Source organism: Enterobacter sp. MG-EB028, assembly GCF_056673305.1.
On the sequence record NZ_CP195079.1, the window covers coordinates 1154024 to 1172278 of the forward strand.

At 58.1% G+C, this 18255-nt stretch carries 14 protein-coding genes and 1 other annotated feature; of the genes, 9 read left to right on the forward strand and 5 right to left on the reverse strand.

Annotation, left to right across the window (positions count from 1 at the left end; translation table 11 throughout):
- Positions 1-144: 144 nt before the first annotated feature.
- From apt to ACR42C_RS05390, 8 genes are all read left to right on the forward strand, one after another.
- Complete coding sequence (gene apt, locus ACR42C_RS05355) at positions 145-696, forward strand: adenine phosphoribosyltransferase (RefSeq protein ID WP_012016353.1); 552 nt, start codon at positions 145-147, stop codon at positions 694-696.
- Between the two features lie 88 nt (positions 697-784).
- Positions 785-2713 carry a DNA polymerase III subunit gamma/tau gene (gene dnaX / locus ACR42C_RS05360; RefSeq protein WP_479984856.1) on the forward strand — a complete coding sequence of 643 codons (1929 nt, stop codon included), beginning with the start codon at positions 785-787 and terminating at the stop codon, positions 2711-2713.
- Positions 2043-2107, forward strand: a sequence feature (DnaX frameshifting element). It overlaps the preceding gene by 65 nt.
- 54 nt (positions 2714-2767) lie before the next feature.
- Complete coding sequence (locus tag ACR42C_RS05365; protein ID WP_003858972.1) at positions 2768-3100, forward strand: YbaB/EbfC family nucleoid-associated protein; 333 nt, start codon at positions 2768-2770, stop codon at positions 3098-3100.
- The gene (gene recR, locus ACR42C_RS05370) at positions 3100-3705 is read left to right on the forward strand and encodes a recombination mediator RecR (protein ID WP_006809843.1); all 606 of its coding nucleotides are present in this window, start codon (positions 3100-3102) and stop codon (positions 3703-3705) included. The genes ACR42C_RS05365 and recR overlap by 1 nt, the downstream gene beginning before the upstream one ends.
- A gap of 110 nt (positions 3706-3815) precedes the next feature.
- Positions 3816-5690 carry a molecular chaperone HtpG gene (gene htpG, locus ACR42C_RS05375; protein ID WP_116341552.1) on the forward strand — a complete coding sequence of 625 codons (1875 nt, stop codon included), beginning with the start codon at positions 3816-3818 and terminating at the stop codon, positions 5688-5690.
- A gap of 228 nt (positions 5691-5918) precedes the next feature.
- Positions 5919-6563 (forward strand): adenylate kinase, encoded by a 645-nt coding sequence (adk, locus tag ACR42C_RS05380; protein ID WP_057071113.1) that lies wholly within the window; start codon positions 5919-5921, stop codon positions 6561-6563.
- A gap of 124 nt (positions 6564-6687) precedes the next feature.
- The gene (gene hemH, locus ACR42C_RS05385; protein WP_116341550.1) at positions 6688-7650 is read left to right on the forward strand and encodes a ferrochelatase; all 963 of its coding nucleotides are present in this window, start codon (positions 6688-6690) and stop codon (positions 7648-7650) included.
- Positions 7651-7712: 62 nt separating this feature from the next.
- A complete protein-coding gene (locus tag ACR42C_RS05390) occupies positions 7713-9017 on the forward strand; it encodes an inosine/guanosine kinase (RefSeq protein WP_116341548.1) in 1305 nt (434 codons plus the stop codon).
- A 101-nt stretch (positions 9018-9118) separates the two neighbouring features.
- On the opposite strand, the gene ybaL is transcribed toward ACR42C_RS05390, so the two are convergent.
- Entirely contained in the window at positions 9119-10795 is a 1677-nt protein-coding gene (ybaL, locus tag ACR42C_RS05395) for a YbaL family putative K(+) efflux transporter (protein WP_116341546.1), read from the reverse strand.
- Positions 10796-11027: 232 nt separating this feature from the next.
- Positions 11028-12248 carry an MFS transporter gene (locus ACR42C_RS05400; protein ID WP_320719674.1) on the reverse strand — a complete coding sequence of 407 codons (1221 nt, stop codon included), beginning with the start codon at positions 12246-12248 and terminating at the stop codon, positions 11028-11030.
- A 169-nt stretch (positions 12249-12417) separates the two neighbouring features.
- On the opposite strand from ACR42C_RS05400, the gene ushA reads away from it, so the two are divergent.
- Positions 12418-14070 (forward strand): bifunctional UDP-sugar hydrolase/5'-nucleotidase UshA, encoded by a 1653-nt coding sequence (gene ushA, locus ACR42C_RS05405; protein WP_479984857.1) that lies wholly within the window; start codon positions 12418-12420, stop codon positions 14068-14070.
- A gap of 95 nt (positions 14071-14165) precedes the next feature.
- Here the strand turns inward: ushA and ybaK are convergent, their stop codons facing one another.
- The 3 genes from ybaK to copA form a co-directional block, all read right to left on the reverse strand.
- Positions 14166-14645 (reverse strand): Cys-tRNA(Pro)/Cys-tRNA(Cys) deacylase YbaK, encoded by a 480-nt coding sequence (gene ybaK / locus ACR42C_RS05410; RefSeq protein ID WP_163331038.1) that lies wholly within the window; start codon positions 14643-14645, stop codon positions 14166-14168.
- Between the two features lie 198 nt (positions 14646-14843).
- Positions 14844-15638, reverse strand: coding sequence for a TraB/GumN family protein (locus tag ACR42C_RS05415; protein ID WP_395313771.1), 795 nt, complete (start codon positions 15636-15638; stop codon positions 14844-14846).
- 50 nt (positions 15639-15688) lie between these two features.
- Positions 15689-18187 carry a copper-exporting P-type ATPase CopA gene (copA, locus tag ACR42C_RS05420; protein WP_320719671.1) on the reverse strand — a complete coding sequence of 833 codons (2499 nt, stop codon included), beginning with the start codon at positions 18185-18187 and terminating at the stop codon, positions 15689-15691.
- Between the last annotated feature and the right edge of the window lie 68 nt (positions 18188-18255).

Below are 18255 nucleotides of genomic sequence, written 5' to 3' on the forward strand. Positions count from 1 at the left end.
TAATGGCTGTTGCAATTATTGCGTACAGCCAGTAAATTCGACCGTTTTCGAGCACAGGCGCGCCTGGTTAAAGGTTAAACAATTGTTACCTTTGCCGACTCGTTGCGCGCCGTGAGTAACACTGTTTCATTTAGGCACAAACCGATGACCGCAACTGCACAGCAGCTTGAATATCTGAAAAACAGCATCAAAAGCATCCAGGACTATCCAAAGCCTGGCATTCTTTTCCGTGATGTCACCAGCTTGCTGGAAGACCCGAAAGCGTACGCGCTCAGCATTGAACTGCTGGTCGAGCGTTATAAAAACGCCGGGATCACCAAAGTAGTAGGTACCGAAGCCCGTGGCTTCCTGTTTGGCGCACCGGTTGCGCTGGAGATGGGCGTGGGTTTTGTGCCGGTGCGTAAGCCGCGCAAGCTGCCGCGTGAAACCATCGCGGAGAGCTACGAGCTGGAGTACGGCACCGATCAGCTGGAAATCCACGTTGATGCCATCAAGCCAGGCGACAAAGTGCTGGTGGTGGACGATCTGCTGGCAACCGGCGGCACCATTGAAGCCACCGTGAAGTTGATCCGCCGTCTGGGTGGAGAAGTGACCGACGCGGCATTCATCATCAACCTGTTCGATCTCGGCGGTGAACAGCGCCTGGAAAAACAGGGCATTACCAGCTACAGCCTGGTGCCTTTCCCGGGTCACTAATCCCGGTTTTCACAACCTCGCTCAATGGGTGAGGTTGTGGTAGCATTCCCCTCCATAAATTCACCTTCCAGCGTTGCAGAGCCTGCCCATGAGTTATCAGGTGTTAGCCCGTAAATGGCGACCACAAACCTTTGCTGACGTTGTCGGTCAGGAACATGTGCTGACGGCCCTGGCGAACGGCTTGTCGCTAGGTCGCATCCATCACGCCTATCTTTTTTCCGGCACCCGCGGCGTAGGTAAGACCTCTATTGCCCGTTTGCTGGCGAAAGGTCTCAACTGCGAAACCGGGATCACCGCCACCCCTTGCGGCGTGTGCGATAACTGCCGGGAGATCGAGCAGGGGCGTTTTGTCGATCTGATCGAGATTGACGCCGCCTCGCGCACCAAAGTGGAAGATACCCGCGATCTGCTCGACAACGTGCAGTACGCCCCGGCGCGTGGCCGCTTCAAGGTCTACCTGATCGATGAAGTGCACATGCTGTCGCGCCACAGTTTTAACGCCCTGCTGAAAACGCTGGAAGAGCCGCCCGCGCACGTTAAATTCCTGCTGGCGACCACCGATCCGCAAAAGCTGCCGGTCACGATCCTGTCGCGCTGCCTGCAGTTCCATCTGAAGGCGCTGGACGTTGAGCAGATCCGCGCGCAGCTTGAGCACATTCTCGATGAAGAGAATATTGTCCACGAACCGCGCGCCCTGCAGCTGCTGGCCCGCGCGGCGGACGGCAGCCTGCGTGATGCGCTGAGCCTGACCGATCAGGCCATTGCCAGCGGTGACGGTAAGCTCTCCACCGAGGCGGTCAGCACCATGCTCGGCACGCTGGATGACGATCAGGCTCTGTCGCTTATCGAAGCGATGATTGCCGCCAACGGTGAGCGCGTGATGTCGCTGGTCAACGCCGCCGCGGGGCGGGGGATTGAATGGGAAGCGCTGCTGGTCGAGATGCTCAGCCTGCTGCACCGCGTGGCGATGCTGCAGCTTTCACCGTCCGCCATCGGTGCGGACATGGCCGCCATTGAACAGCGGATGCGTGTACTTGCCCGCACCGTGCCGCCTGCCGACGTACAGCTGTATTACCAGACGCTGCTGATTGGCCGCAAAGAGCTGCCGTACGCGCCTGATCCACGTATGGGCGTTGAAATGACGCTGCTGCGCGCGCTGGCGTTCCACCCGCGCATGCCGTTGCCGGAGCCTGAAGTGCCGCGGCAGTCTTTCGCCCCGGTCGCCCCTACGGCGGTGATGTCGCCGCAGCAGGTGCCACCGCAGCCGACACCGCCGCCGCAGCAAAACGTGCCGCTGTCGGATGCCACCAGTTCGGTGCTTGCCGCACGCAGCCAGCTACAGCGTGCGCAGGGAGTAACCAAACCAAAAAAGAGTGAACCGGCAGCGCCAGGAAGAGCGCGGCCGGTGAACAACGCCGCGCTTGAACGACTGGCCTCGGTAACGGAGCGCGTACAGTCGCGTCCGGCACCGTCCGCGCTCGAGCAGAAAGCCCCGGTGAAAGAAGAGGCTTACCGCTGGAAGGCAACCACCATTACTGAAACGGTGAAGGAAGAGGTCGCCACGCCAAAAGCGCTGAAAAAGGCGCTGGAGCATGAGAAAACGCCGGAGCTTTCCGCGAAGCTTGCCGAAGAGTCTATCGCGCGGGACGCCTGGGCCGCCGAGGTCAGCAAACTCCAGTTGCCGAAGTTGGTGGAGCAGGTCGCGCTGAACGCCTGGAAAGAGCAGGACGGCAATCAGGTGTGTCTGCACCTGCGTCCGGGCCAGCGGCACCTCAATTCCCCTGGCGCGCAAAAGGCGCTGGCCGAGGCGCTTGCTGCTTTACAGGGCTCACCGGTTGAATTGACTATCATTGAAGATGATAATCCGGCAGTGAAAACGCCGCTCGAATGGCGCCAGGCCATTTATGAAGAGAAGCTCGCGCAGGCGCGCGAGGCGATAATTGCGGATAACAACATTCAGACCCTGCGCCGGTTCTTCGACGCCGATCTGGATGAAGAGAGTATTCGCCCCATTTGATCGTGAGTCTGACTTACGGTTGTAATCCTTAAACGTGAAAGAAGAGAGAAGCCTATGTTTGGTGGAAAAGGCGGTCTGGGTGGCCTGATGAAGCAGGCTCAGCAGATGCAGGAAAAAATGCAGAAGATGCAGGAAGAGATCGCTCAGCTGGAAGTCACGGGTGAATCCGGTGCCGGTCTGGTCAAGGTGACCATCAACGGTGCGCACAACTGCCGTCGCGTGGAAATCGACCCGAGCCTGCTCGAAGACGACAAAGAGATGCTGGAAGATCTGGTTGCAGCCGCGTTTAACGATGCCGCTCGCCGTATCGACGAAACTCAGAAAGAGAAAATGGCCTCTGTTTCCAGCGGTATGCAGCTGCCGCCTGGCTTCAAGATGCCATTCTGATGCAAACCAGTCCGCTGCTCACGCAGTTAATGGAAGCGCTGCGCTGCCTGCCGGGCGTTGGCCCGAAGTCGGCGCAGCGCATGGCGTTTACGCTATTGCAGCGCGACCGCAGCGGCGGGATGCGCCTGGCGCAGGCTTTGACCCGCGCCATGTCAGAAATTGGTCACTGTGCGGATTGCCGCACCTTTACCGAGCAAGACGTGTGTAACATCTGTACGAACCCGCGTCGTCAGGAAAACGGTCAGATTTGCGTGGTGGAGAGTCCGGCGGACATCTACGCCATCGAACAAACCGGGCAGTTTTCCGGCCGCTACTTCGTGCTGATGGGGCATCTCTCCCCGCTCGACGGCATTGGCCCGGATGATATCGGTCTTGACCGCCTTGAACAGCGTCTTGAGTCCGAAACGATCAAAGAGGTGATCCTCGCCACCAACCCAACGGTGGAAGGGGAGGCAACCGCCAACTACATCGCCGAGCTGTGCGCGCAGTACGGCGTTGATGCCAGCCGCATCGCCCACGGCGTGCCGGTGGGCGGCGAGCTGGAGATGGTCGATGGCACCACGCTGTCGCACTCGCTGGCCGGACGCCACAAGATTATTTTCTGACCAAACGGAGGCTGCGCGCGCGGCCTCCGCTTGAAAATTTCTCCCCTTATCCCCATCTCTCCCTCAACGTTTTAAAACCCCATTAAATGGCATTGTTGAGGTCGACTTAGATGAAAGGACAAGAAACCCGTGGTTTCCAGTCAGAAGTAAAACAGCTTCTGCACCTGATGATCCATTCCCTGTATTCCAACAAAGAAATTTTCCTGCGTGAGCTGATTTCCAACGCCTCTGATGCGGCGGACAAGCTGCGCTTCCGCGCGCTGTCCAACCCGGATCTGTACGAAGGCGACGGCGAGCTGCGCGTGCGCGTCTCTTTCAACAAAGAGAACCGCACCCTGACCATCGCCGATAACGGCATCGGGATGAACCGCGACGAGGTGATCGACCACCTCGGAACCATCGCCAAATCCGGCACCAAAGCGTTCCTCGAGTCCATGGGCTCTGACCAGGCGAAAGACAGCCAGCTGATCGGCCAGTTCGGCGTCGGTTTCTACTCGGCGTTCATTGTGGCCGACAAAGTTACCGTGCGCACCCGTGCGGCGGGCGACAGCGCCGAGAACGGCGTGCTGTGGGAATCCAAAGGGGAAGGCGAGTACACCGTTGATGACATCACCAAAGCGGATCGCGGGACTGAAATCACCCTGCACCTGCGCGAAGGCGAAGACGATTTCCTGAACGACTGGCGCGTGCGCTCCATCATCAGCAAGTATTCCGATCACATCGCCCTGCCGGTAGAGATTGAAAAACAGGAAGAGAAAGACGGTGAAACCGTGGTTTCCTGGGAGAAGATCAACAAGGCTCAGGCGCTGTGGACGCGCAACAAGTCGGAAATTAAAGACGACGAATACAACGAGTTCTACAAGCACATCGCCCACGACTTTACCGACCCGCTGACCTGGAGCCACAACCGTGTGGAAGGTAAGCAGGAGTACACCAGCCTGCTGTACATCCCGGCGCAGGCGCCGTGGGACATGTGGAACCGCGATCACAAGCACGGCCTGAAGCTGTACGTGCAGCGCGTATTCATTATGGACGACGCCGAGCAGTTCATGCCGAACTACCTGCGCTTTGTGCGCGGTCTGATAGATTCCAACGATCTGCCGCTGAACGTTTCGCGTGAAATTCTGCAGGACAGCACCGTCACCCGTAACCTGCGCAACGCCCTGACCAAACGTGCGCTGCAGATGCTGGAAAAACTGGCGAAAGACGATGCCGAAAAATACCAGACCTTCTGGAAACAGTTCGGCCTGGTGCTGAAAGAAGGCCCGGCTGAAGACATGGCGAACGTTGAAACCATCGCCAAACTGCTGCGCTTTGCCTCTACGCACACCGACTCCTCCGCGCAGACCGTGTCGCTGGAAGAGTACATCTCCCGTATGAAAGAAGGGCAGGAGAAGATTTACTACATCACCGCCGACAGCTACGCGGCGGCGAAGAGCAGCCCGCACCTGGAGCTGCTGCGTAAGAAAGGCATCGAAGTGCTGCTGCTTTCTGACCGCATCGACGAGTGGATGATGAACTACCTGACCGAGTTCGACGGGAAGGCGTTCCAGTCTGTCGCTAAAGCGGACGAATCCATCGACAAGCTGGCGGATGAAGTGGACGAAAGCGCGAAAGAAGCCGAGAAGGCGCTGGAGCCGTTCGTTGAACGCGTGAAAACCCTGCTGGGCGACCGCGTGAAAGAGGTGCGCTTCACGCATCGTCTGACCGACACCCCGGCGATTGTCACCACCGATGCCGACGAAATGAGCACCCAGATGGCGAAGCTGTTCGCCGCGGCGGGCCAGGCGGTACCGGAAGTGAAATATATCTTTGAGCTTAATCCGGATCATCCGCTGGTGAAACGCGCCGCGGATACCCAGGACGACGCCCGCTTTGCCGAGTGGGTTGAACTGCTGCTGGATCAGTCCCTGCTGGCCGAGCGCGGCACGCTGGAGGATCCTAACCTGTTCATTAAACGTGTGAATGCGCTGCTGCTGGCGTAATTAAACACCTCCCCCTCACCCTGCCCTCTCCCCATAGGGGAGAGGGTGTTCAAATTCCCTCTCCCCTATGGGGAGAGGGTTAGGGTGAGGGGAATCAACTGCACTAACCCAAATAATCTCCCCCCATTAACCGTTTCAGCCTTCCCGCCTTCCTTGAGCGATGCCCGTTCTGGTGGTATTGTTTAGCGCTTTTGAAAATTTGAAACGACTTTTGAGGGGATTTTCGCAATGCGTATTATTCTGCTTGGCGCTCCGGGCGCGGGTAAAGGAACTCAGGCTCAGTTCATCATGGAGAAATACGGTATTCCGCAAATCTCCACCGGTGACATGCTGCGCGCCGCTGTTAAATCTGGCTCCGAGCTGGGTAAACAAGCGAAAGACATCATGGACGCGGGCAAGCTGGTAACCGACGAGCTGGTTATTGCTCTGGTCAAAGAGCGCATTGCTCAGGAAGACTGCCGTAACGGTTTCCTGCTGGACGGCTTCCCACGCACCATTCCTCAGGCTGACGCCATGAAAGAAGCGGGCATCTACGTGGACTACGTTCTGGAGTTCGACGTACCGGACGAGCTGATCGTTGACCGTATCGTTGGCCGTCGCGTACACGCTGCTTCTGGCCGCGTTTACCACATCAAATTCAACCCGCCTAAGGTTGAAGGCAAAGACGACGTGACCGGCGAAGAGCTGACCACCCGTAAAGACGATCAGGAAGAGACCGTGCGTAAACGCCTGGTGGAATACCATCAGATGACCGCGCCGCTGATCGGCTACTACACCAAAGAAGCGCAGGCGGGTAACACCAAATACGCGAAAGTTGACGGTACCAAAGCCGTGGCTGACGTTCGTGCAGAGCTGGAAAAAATCCTCGGCTAATTGCGCGCCTCTCACCCGGGCTCCCGGGTGAGAAATATTCTCATCTCACCTATTACAGCAATGGGTTTCGTTTAAACGCATTTCCGCTACAATTGACAACCTATCAAATGGTTAAGAGGCGTGAATGAGTCAGGCGAAAACCGGCATCCTGCTTGCCAATCTGGGCACTCCAGAAGCACCCACTCCAGACGCGGTAAAACGCTATCTGCGACAATTTTTAAGCGACACGCGCGTCGTGGATTTTCCGAGACTGCTGTGGTGGCCGCTGCTGCGTGGCGTCATTCTGCCGATTCGCTCTCCGCGTGTTGCCAAACTCTATCAGTCCGTCTGGATGGAAGAGGGCTCGCCGCTGATGGTGTACAGCCGTCGTCAGGAAAAAGCGCTGGCCGCCCGCCTGCCGGAGATGCCCGTCGCGCTCGGCATGAGCTACGGCAAACCGTCCCTGAAAAGCGCGGTGGACTCGCTGCTGGCGCAGGGGGTGGACCATATCGTCGTGCTGGCGCTTTACCCGCAGTACTCCTGCTCGACGGTGGCCGCCGTCTGGGACGAGCTGGCCCGCATTCTGGCAACCCGCCGCCGCATTCCTGGCGTGACCTTTATTCGCGATTACGCTGATAACGAGCTTTATATTAAAGCACTTGCCAACAGCGCCCGTGCGTCGTTTGAAAAACACGGCGAGCCGGATCTGCTGCTGCTTTCCTACCACGGGATCCCGCAGCGTTTCGCTAATGAAGGGGATGATTACCCGCAGCGCTGCCGCGATACCACGCGCGAGCTGGTCTCCGCCCTCGGCCTGCCGCCGGAGAAGGTGATGATGACCTTCCAGTCGCGCTTTGGCCGTGAGCCGTGGCTGACGCCGTACACCGATGAGACCCTTAAAATGCTCGGCGAGAAGGGCGTGAAGCACATCCAGGTGATGTCACCGGGCTTTTCGGCAGACTGTCTGGAAACGCTGGAGGAGATCGCGGTGCAAAACCGTGAGTTTTTCCTTGAGGCCGGCGGCGAAAAGTATGAGTACATTCCGGCGCTTAACGACTCGCCTGAACATATCGACATGATGGTCTCGCTGGTGACGAACAGCCGCTGATCGCACTCCGGGCCGGGTTTGTGCTACCATTCCCGGCCCATATTCTTCGTACAGTTCAGACCATGAAATTTCCCGGTAAACGCAAATCTAAACATTACTTCCCCGTTGATGCCCGCGATCCGCTCCTGCAGCAAATCCAGCCAGAAAATGAAACCAGCGCGGCGTGGGTCGTCGGTATCGATCAGACGCTGGTGGACATTGAAGCGAAAGTCGATGATGCGTTTGTCGCCCGTTACGGTCTGAGCGCCGGTCACTCGCTGGTCATTGAGGACGACGTCGCCGAAGCGCTGTACCAGGAACTGGTGCGCGAAAATCTGATTACCCATCAGTTTGCCGGCGGCACCATCGGCAACACCATGCACAACTACTCTGTGCTGGCAGACGACCGCTCGGTGCTGCTCGGCGTGATGTGCAGCAATATCGAAATCGGAGGCTACGCCTACCGTTACCTGTGCAACACCTCCAGCCGTACCGATCTGAACTATCTCCAGGGCGTTGACGGGCCGATTGGCCGTTGCTTTACGCTGATCGGTGAGTCCGGCGAACGTACCTTTGCCATCAGCCCGGGTCATATGAACAAACTGCGCGCGGAAAGCATTCCCGAAGAGGTGATCGCGGGCGCCTCTGCGCTGGTTCTGACCTCCTACCTGGTGCGCTGTAAGCCGGGCGAGCCGATGCCGGAAGCGACCATGAAGGCGATTGAGTACGCCAAAAAGTACGATGTGCCGGTGGTGTTAACCCTGGGCACGAAATTCGTGATTGCCGATAACCCGGAGTGGTGGCAGGCGTTTCTGAAAGAGCACGTCTCGATTCTGGCGATGAACGAAGAAGAGGCCGAAGCGCTGACCGGTGAAAGCGATCCGCTATTGGCGTCTGATAAAGCGCTGGACTGGGTGGACCTGGTGCTCTGCACCGCCGGCCCTGTCGGGCTGTATATGGCGGGCTTCACTGAGGAAGAGAGCAAACGCAAAACCCAGCACCCGCTGCTGCCGGGCGCGATTGCCGAGTTCAACCAGTACGAGTTCAGCCGCGGCATGCGCCATAAAGATTGCGTGAACCCTCTGCGTATCTACTCCCACATCGCGCCGTACATGGGCGGGCCGGAGAAGATCATGAACACCAACGGCGCGGGTGACGGCGCGCTGGCCGCGCTGCTGCACGACATTACCGCTAACGCCTACCACAAAACCAACGTGCCGAATTCCAGCAAGCACAAGTTCAGCTGGCTGACCTATTCGTCGCTGGCGCAGGTGTGTAAATACGCCAACCGCGTGAGCTATCAGGTGCTGAACCAGCATTCACCGCGCTTAACGCGCGGTCTGCCGGAACGGGAAGACAGCCTCGAAGAGGCGTACTGGGACAGGTAAAAGAAGGCCCCTCACCCTGACCCTCTCCCCAAAGGGGAGAGGGAACTTGAACACCCTCGCCCCTTTGGGGAGAGGGCCGGGGTGAGGGGGGGCCGCACAAATTACCCCGTAACAGCCTCTTCAGCCGGCGGTTTCGCCAGCAGCGTCAGCATCGTATTCGCAATTTCGCGCTCGCCCATCACCACCTGATTTGCACCGCGCTCGGTAATGTATTCTACCTCGTCGTCATAGTGTGCACGGGCGATAATCTCAATTGTTGGGCACTTTTCGCGCGCGGAGGCCACAATCTCGCCCGCTTCATAGCCGTTCGGAATCGTCAGCAATAGCCAGCGGGCACAGTCCAGATGCGCCAGCTCCATGATCTCTTCGTTCGCCGCATTGCCCAGCACCGCGCGAATACCGCGCTCGCGCAGTTCGTCGACGCGGGTGCGCGACGTTTCTATCACCACCAGCGGGATCCCTTGCGCCATCAGCTTCTCACCGAGCAGGCTGCCGACGCGGCCAAAGCCCACCAGCAGGGCATGGTTACAGATATCTACCGGGATCTGCTTCTCTTCCTCGATGGCCTCTTCAAGCGTTTGTTCTTCCAGCGTTTCGGTTTTATCGAGGTATTTTTCCAGCAGGGCAAACAGTACCGGGTTCAGCATAATCGACAGAATCGCTCCCGCCAGCACCAGATTTTGCCCGGCCTGCGGCAGCAGGTTGAGGGCCATACCCAGACCGGCGAGGATAAAGGCGAACTCACCAATCTGCGCCAGGCTGGCGGCAATCGTCAGCGCCGTACGCGGGGAGTGGCCGAACATCCGCACCAGGAAGAAGGCGGCGAGCGACTTACCGAAGATAATAATCGCCAGCGTGCCCAGCACGGCCAGCGGCTGCTGAACCAGAATCATCGGGTCAAACAGCATGCCGACGGAGACAAAGAACAGCACGGCGAAGGCGTCGCGCAGCGGCAGGGTATCGTGCGCCGCGCGGTGGCTCAGCTCGGACTCGTTCAGCACCATCCCGGCGAAGAACGCGCCCAGGGCAAAGGAGACATCAAACAGCTCAACGGCACCAAACGCGATACCCAGCGCCAGCGCCAGCACGGAGAGGGTAAACAGCTCGCGGGAGCCGGTCGCCGCGCTGCGGGACATGATCCACGGCACCAGACGGCGGCCCACCAGCATCATGATGGCGATAAACGCCACCACCTTGCCGATGGTGATGCTCATGTCCAGCGCCAGCGAGGCGAAGCCGATGTTCTCTTTTTCCATCATTCCGGCGACGGCGGGCAGCAGCACCAGCGTCAGCACCATCACCAGATCTTCCACAATCAGCCAGCCGATCGCGATCTGCCCGCGCTGGCTGTCTATCAGTTGCCTCTCTTCAAGCGCGCGCAGCAGCACCACGGTACTGGCGGTTGAGAGGCACAGCCCAAATACGATGCCGGTCATCAGCGACCAGCCAAGCACTGCGGAAAGCGCCATCCCCAGCAGCGTCGCCACCCCTATCTGGGCGATCGCTCCTGGTATGGCAATCGACTTTACCGCCATCAAATCCTTCAGGGAGAAGTGCAGACCGACGCCAAACATCAGCAGGATCACGCCCAGTTCCGCCAGCTCAGGCGCCAGTTTGGTATCCGCCACGAAGCCTGGCGTGAAAGGTCCCGCCAGTACACCCGCTAACAAATAGCCGACAAGAGGAGAAATACGCAGCTTATTGGCAATCATGCCAAGGATAAAAGCGAGTACAAGTCCACCAACAATGGTGGTAATAAGCGGTGTGGCGTGGTGCATTCCGTCTCCTTTCGTGGTGGGTGTTCCATTTTTGGCGTGAATACCAAAAAGCCAGGTAATAGTTTATGACAATTTTTACCCTTATGTTTATGAATAATTGTTGAAGTTTGAATAAAACAGCAATATGCACGTAAAAAAGCGCATTTTGATAAATTCAGCTAGGGGATAATGAAGAAACCCTTATGGCATCAGGGTGTCAGGTAGCCAAAGTAAAACTTTGGCTACCTGTAATTCAGGCTTTATGACGGTTATCAGGCAGGAATATGGTTAACATCCCAAGAAGCGGCAGGAAAGCGCAGATTTTATAAACCAGGAAGATGCTGGTGTGATCCGCAACCATCCCTAACACCGCTGCGCCAAGCCCTCCCATGCCGAAGGCGAAACCGAAAAAGAGTCCGGAAACCATACCGATCCGGCCAGGCAGCAGCTCCTGGGCATAAACCAGAATGGCGGAAAAGGCGGAAGCGAGGATAAAACCAATAATCACGGTTAAAATCCCCGTCCATTCAAGGCTCGCGTACGGCAAAATAAGGGTAAACGGTGCAACGCCGAGGATAGAGCCCCAAATGACATATTTACGGCCAATCTTATCCCCCACCGGCCCGCCAATGACCGTACCTGCCGCAACGGCGAACAGGAAGGCAAACAGGTGGAACTGTGCGTTTTGTACCGATAATCCGAATTTTTGCATCAGATAAAAGGTGTAATAACTGCTGATGCTCGCCATATAGAAGTATTTCGAGAAAATCAGCACCAGCAGCACAGAGACGGCCAGGATAACCTTATTGCGCGGCAGGGGATTGATAACCTTCGCTTTAGGTTTCCCTTTATTTACGCGATGCTGAGCGGCATACCAGCGGCTGATCTGCGCCAGCACGATAATCGCCAGCAGTGCGGCCAGCACAAACCAGGCCACGTTGCCTTTGCCGTACGGGGCGATAATCACCGCCGCCAGCAGCGGGCCGAGGGAGCTACCGAAGTTGCCCCCTACCTGGAAGAGTGACTGCGCCAGCCCGTGACGACCACCGGAAGCCATACGCGCCACGCGGGAGGATTCCGGATGGAAGACGGACGAGCCGGTGCCCACCAGCGCCGCGGCAATCAACACCGTTTCAAAACTCCCCGCCATGGCCAGCAGCACCAGCCCGCTTAAGGTAAAGCACATGCCTATCGGCAGCGACCACGGCATCGGGTATTTATCCGTCCAGTAGCCCACCACCGGCTGTAGCAGCGAAGAGGCGAGCTGGAAGGTCAGGGTGATCATCCCGATCTGTACGAAGGTTAACGAAAACTCGGACTGCAGCAGCGGGTAGATTGCCAGAATCAACGACTGGATCATGTCGTTGAGCAGGTGCGAGAGGCTGATTGCGCCTAAGACTTTAAAAGAGGTGCGCGATGCTGGCGGCGACGCCGGCGCGCCCGGAACGGGCTGGGTTGATTCACTGATTGCCATAGAGAGAAGTACCACGTCTTTAGTTATTAGAGAGGCAGGGTGTAATTATTATCCGACTAACATACCCGCGTGTGACATTTGAAGAAAGTCGCAATTCTGAAAACTTATTTGTCTATTCTTGTTAGTCACTGTAATTTTTGCCTTTGTCTATTGGTCAGGGAGAGAGAAGATGAAGTTAATGAAGCGAGGCGTCGCGCTGGCGCTCATCGCCGCATGGGGGCTGACAAGCCTGCCCGCGCAGGCGTATGAAAAAGATAAAACCTATAAAATCACCATCCTGCATACTAACGATCATCATGGCCATTTCTGGCGCAGCGAATACGGCGAATACGGCCTGTCGGCGCAAAAAACGCTGGTGGACGGCATTCGCAAAGAGGTGGCGGCCCAGGGCGGCAGCGTGCTGCTGCTGTCTGGGGGCGATATCAACACCGGCGTACCGGAATCCGATTTACAGGACGCTGAACCCGATTTCCGCGGCATGAATTTAATCGGTTACGACGCGATGGCCGTGGGTAACCACGAGTTTGATAACCCGCTGAGCGTGCTGCGTCAGCAGGAGAAATGGTCCAAATTCCCGTTCCTCTCCGCCAATATTTATCAGAAAAGCACCGGCGAACGTCTGTTTAAGCCATGGGCGCTGTTTAAGCGTCAGGATCTCAAAATCGCGGTCATTGGCTTAACCACCGACGATACGGCAAAAATCGGCAACCCTGAGTTCTTCACCGATATCGAATTCCGCAAACCGGCAGACGAAGCGAAGCTGGTGATTCAGGAGCTGCAGCAGAACGAAAAGCCGGACGTGATTATCGCCACTACCCACATGGGACACTACGATAACGGCGAGCACGGCTCCAATGCGCCCGGCGACGTGGAGATGGCGCGCAGCCTGCCGGCAGGCTCGCTGGCGATGATTGTGGGTGGTCACTCACAGGATCCGGTGTGTATGGCTTCCGAAAACAAAAAGCAGGTGGACTACGTGCCGGGCACGCCATGCGCGCCAGACCGTCAGAACGGTATCTGGATAGTACAGGCGCACGAGTGGGGTAAATACGTGGGTCGGGCGAATTTTGAGTTCCGTAACGGCGAGATGAAGCTGGTGCGCTATCAGCTCATTCCGGTCAATCTGAAGAAGAAAGTGACCTACCCGGACGGGAAGAGCGAGCGGGTACTTTACACGCCAGAGATTGCTGAAAACCAGCAGATGCTCTCCCTGCTGACGCCGTTCCAGAATAAAGGTAAGGCGCAGCTGGACGTGAAAATCGGCACGCTGAACGGTCGTCTGGAAGGGGACCGCAGCAAAGTCCGCTTCGTGCAGACTAACATGGGCCATCTGGTGCTGGCGGCGCAAATGGCGCGCACGAATGCCGACTTTGGTGTAATGAGCGGCGGCGGCATTCGTGACTCCATCGAAGGTGGAAACATTACTTACAAAGACGTCCTGAAAGTGCAGCCGTTCGGCAACGTGGTGGTGTATGCGGATATGAGCGGGAAAGAGGTCGTTGACTACCTGACCGCCGTGGCGCAGATGAAGCCGGACTCGGGTGCCTATCCGCAGTTTGCCAACGTCAGCTTTGTGGCGAAGGACGGCAAGCTCAGCGATCTGAAAATCAAAGGCGAGCCGGTCGATCCGGCGAAAACCTACCGTCTGGCGACGTTAAGCTTTAACGCCACCGGCGGCGACGGCTATCCGCACATTGATAATAAACCGGGCTACGTAAACACCGGCTTTATCGATGCGGAAGTGCTGAAGCAGTACATCGAGCAGAATTCGCCGATTGACGTGAACGCATATGAGCCGAAGGGCGAGGTGAGCTGGCAGTAGGGCGGGTTGTTTTTTTGCCCGGTGGCGCTGCGCTTACCGGGCCTACGGGTCAAAATGTAGGCCGGGTAAGGCGTAGCCGCCACCCGGCTTTTCTTTTACTCCCGGCGCGCAATATCCGCAAACTTCGCGTCCAGCATTTTCGCCAGATCGCCCGCCGCCAGCTCGATATCCAGCCCGCGTTTGCCGCCGGATATAAAGATGGTTTCAAACTCCTGGGAAGGCGCATCAATCAGCGTCGGCAGGCGTTTTTTCTGTCCGAGCGGGCTGATCCCACCCACCAGATAGCCCGTGGTGCGTTGCGCAACTATCGGGTCGGCCATATCCACCTTCTTCGCCCCCAGCGCTTTGGCGACTTTCTTCAGATCCAGCTGTCCCGCCACCGGGGTAACCGCCACGGCGAGGTGCTTCATATCACCATTCACCGCGACCAGCAGCGTTTTATAGACCTGGTCAGCGTTCAGCCCCAGCTTTCGCACCACTTCATCACCAAAGTTGGTTTCGTTCGGATCGTGATCGTAGGTGTGGATCCGGAAAGAAATGTTGTGTTTTTCGAGTAATTTAACGGCGGGAGTCATAGCTATCCTTCTTACGGCAGACAATTCATGCGGCCAGCATACGCCTGACGTTTGTCTAAAAAATAGCACCATCTTGCGCAATAGTGTTGGCAGTGATGGTCACTTTGAGCGACAATCGGCTCAGCCGAAGGTCACTTCGGTATAATAAAAACGATGAAATTCCTCTTTGACGGGCCAATAGAGATATTGGCCATTTTTTTATTTCAACAGCGACGGCAAATTCCCTTCGCCGTATAAATGCAGCGCCCCGACCGCCACCACGTATTCCCCCGCAGGTAAAGCATGCAGCGTCTCTCGCCAGGCTTTGTTGCGCGCATTCATCAGCACATCATACAGCGATTCGCTGAACGTCGACGGTAACGCCAGCTTACCGTCCGCGGGCGGCGCATCCAGCCACCAGCCAATCATGGTTTGCAGCAGGCGCGCGTTGGTGTGCCAGTGGGTGAGGGTATCATCCAGCAGCATCAGACCGTCATCAGGAAGCTGGCGCAGGAGCGCAATCTGGCTGTCCGTCCCTTCCAGCTCGATGATGGGCATACGGCGCGCCCGCGCCACGTTCAGCAGCTGATAATCAATGCCGTAATCACCGCGCAGGCCCAGACGCTGCGCCTGCGTGGCCTGCAGTACCATGGCAATTTGCCACAGCGGCAGGGTATCAATCATGGAGAGCGACACGCCGGTTTCATCCGCGACGCGTGTCAGTTCCGCAAGCTGGGCCTCATTCAGACGTTCCGCCAGTGGGAGATCGCTTTCAAGCCCGGCAAACGGCGACTCGTGGCCGGAAATGTCCGCCTCGACGACCAGCGCGTCGGCGCGCTTCAGGCGTTTTATCAGACCGGGTGGCAGGGGTGACATCCCCTGCGTGCCCATATGGATGCTGCCGACCAGGTGAAGGTGTTGCCCACCCGGAAGCGTAATATCCATACCGGGCCAGTCATAGCGGCGGGGGAAGAGGGCGCGAAACGATGCTTTTATACGATTAAACAGACTCATACGCGCTCCATGACCGGAAAGGGTCATGCTAGCGCGTACGAGAACAAGGTTCAATCTTTCGGTTTAAACCGCAGCAGACGGTTGGCGTTGCTCACCACGGTGATGGACGAGAGCGCCATCGCCGCACCCGCAACAACCGGGTTCAGCAGGGTGCCGGTCAGCGGCCACAAAATGCCTGCGGCAACCGGGATACCGAGCGAGTTATAGATAAATGCCCCCAGCAGGTTCTGCTTCATGTTGCGCAGCGTAGCTTTTGAAATGGCCAGCGCATCGGCAACGCCCATCAGGCTGTGGCGCATCAGCGTAATGGCAGCGGTTTCAATGGCGACATCGCTCCCGCCGCCCATGGCAATCCCCACGTCCGCCTGGGCCAGCGCCGGGGCATCGTTGATGCCGTCGCCCACCATCGCCACCTGTCGACCCTGACTTTGCAGGTTCTTGATGGCGTCCGCTTTGCCATCCGGCAGCACGCCCGCAATCACCTCATCTATACCGGCTTCTTTCGCGATGGCGTTGGCGGTGGTCGGGTTGTCCCCGGTCAGCATCACCAGACGGTAGCCCGCGCGGTGCAGTCGCTGTAAGGCATCCACGCTGTCCTGGCGAAGCGGATCGCGCACGGCCAGCAGCGCGGCAGCGTTGCCATCCACCGCCAGCAGAACCGGGGTGGCGCCCTGAGAGGCCTGCGCTTTCAGCTCATCTTCCAGCGCGGACGTATCAACACCGTTTTCATTGAGCAGCGCCTGGTTACCCAGCAGCAGCGCGTGGCCGTCGGCTTCACCGCTGACGCCTAGCCCGCGCAGGGTGCGGAAATTGCTGACCTGCGGCAGGGCAGAAGCATTCGCCTTATCGAGAATGGCGCGGGCCAGCGGGTGGCTGGAACCCTGCTCCAGCGCGGCGGCAAGGCGCAGCGCGTCCTCTTCCGCAATGCCAGCGGTGCTCACGGCCACAACCTGCGGTTTGCCCTCGGTTAGCGTGCCGGTTTTATCAAAGACAATGGTATCCAGCGTGCTCGCCCGCTGCAGGGCATCCGCATCACGGACCAGCACGCCAAACTCGGCGGCGCGTCCGACGCCGGAGATAATCGACATCGGTGTCGCCAGGCCAAGGGCGCACGGACAGGCGATGATCAGCACCGTGGTGGCGATCACCAGGGTGTAAACAATCTGCGGTGCCGGGCCGAAGAAATACCAGATAGCCGCGCTCAGCAGGGCAATGCCGACCACCACCGGCACAAAAATGGCCGAGATTCTGTCAGCAAGCTGGCCAATTTCCGGCTTGCTGCTCTGCGCCTGACGCACCATGCGGATAATACGCGACAGCGTCGTGTGGCTGCCGACGGCGCTGGCGGTAAACAGCACGCTGCCGTCCTGCACCACCGTGCCAGCATGAACGGCGTCGCCGTCTGATTTCTGCTGAGGGATAGGCTCGCCGGTCAGCATCGCTTCATCCAGCCAGGCTTCGCCCTGGGTTATCTTACCGTCAACGGGAACGCGATCGCCCGTCGTCAGGCGCAGCGTCATGCCGGGCTGAACCTCGGCCAGCGGGACGCTTTTTTCCCCGTCGTCCGTAACCACGCGGGCCGTCGGCGGGGTTAAATCGAGCAAGCGTTCCAGCGCTTTCGAGGAGCGCTGACGGGCGCGGGCTTCCAGCATATGGCCCAGGTTAATCAGGCCGATAATCATCGCGCTCGCTTCATAATAGAGATGCCGCGCCTCCATCGGGAACCACTGGGGCCAGACGTTCACGCTCATTGAATAGAGCCACGCCGCGCCGGTACCGAGCGCGACCAGCGTATCCATCGTCGCAGTGCGGTTTTTCAGGCTCTTCCAGGCGCTGGTATAGAAATGCCCGCCTGCAAAGACCATGACCGCCAGAGTAATCAGGCCTATCGCCAGCCACAGCGTGCGGTTTTCAGCGGTGACCATCATGTTGTCACCCATCATGCCCCAGACCATCACCGGAATACCGACCAGCAGGGCAACGATCGCCTGCCAGCGGAAGCGCTTCATGGTGGCGATAGCCGTTTCCTGCTGGCGCTCGCGGCGCTCGGCATCGTCTTCGATGGCCTCCGCCCCGTAGCCCGCTTTCTCAACGGCCTGCACTAAATCTGCGGCGGAGGCACTGCCCATCACCAGCGCAGTACGCTCCGCAAGGTTGACCCGTGCCTGCGCGACGCCCGGTACGGCCTGCAAGGCGTTTTGTACCCGAGAGACGCAGCTGGCGCAGCTCATGCCGTTGATCAGCAGCTGTTGGCTGTCATCAATATCATCAGCTGCCGGAAGCTCAGGAGTGGCCGCTGTCAGTGCTTCCGACGGGGATGATGACTCTGCCAGCGGTTTAGCCTTTGGGTGGCTTAACTCCGCCCCGTAACCGGCCTGTTTAATGGTATCAATCAGCGCGTCGGCGCTGGCGCTGCCGGTTACGGCGGCATGATCGATAGTCACTTCAGCGCTTTCCACATCAGGACGCTGTTCCAGGCTTTCTTTCACGCGTTTGACGCAGTGGCCGCAGGAGAGGCCGTCCAGCGTAAGGTCGATAGTGTGAGACATAACAAAACTCCCGTATAATATATTGGTCAGTTGTTGACCGGAGTAACGCTTTTCGCTAACTGTTATGA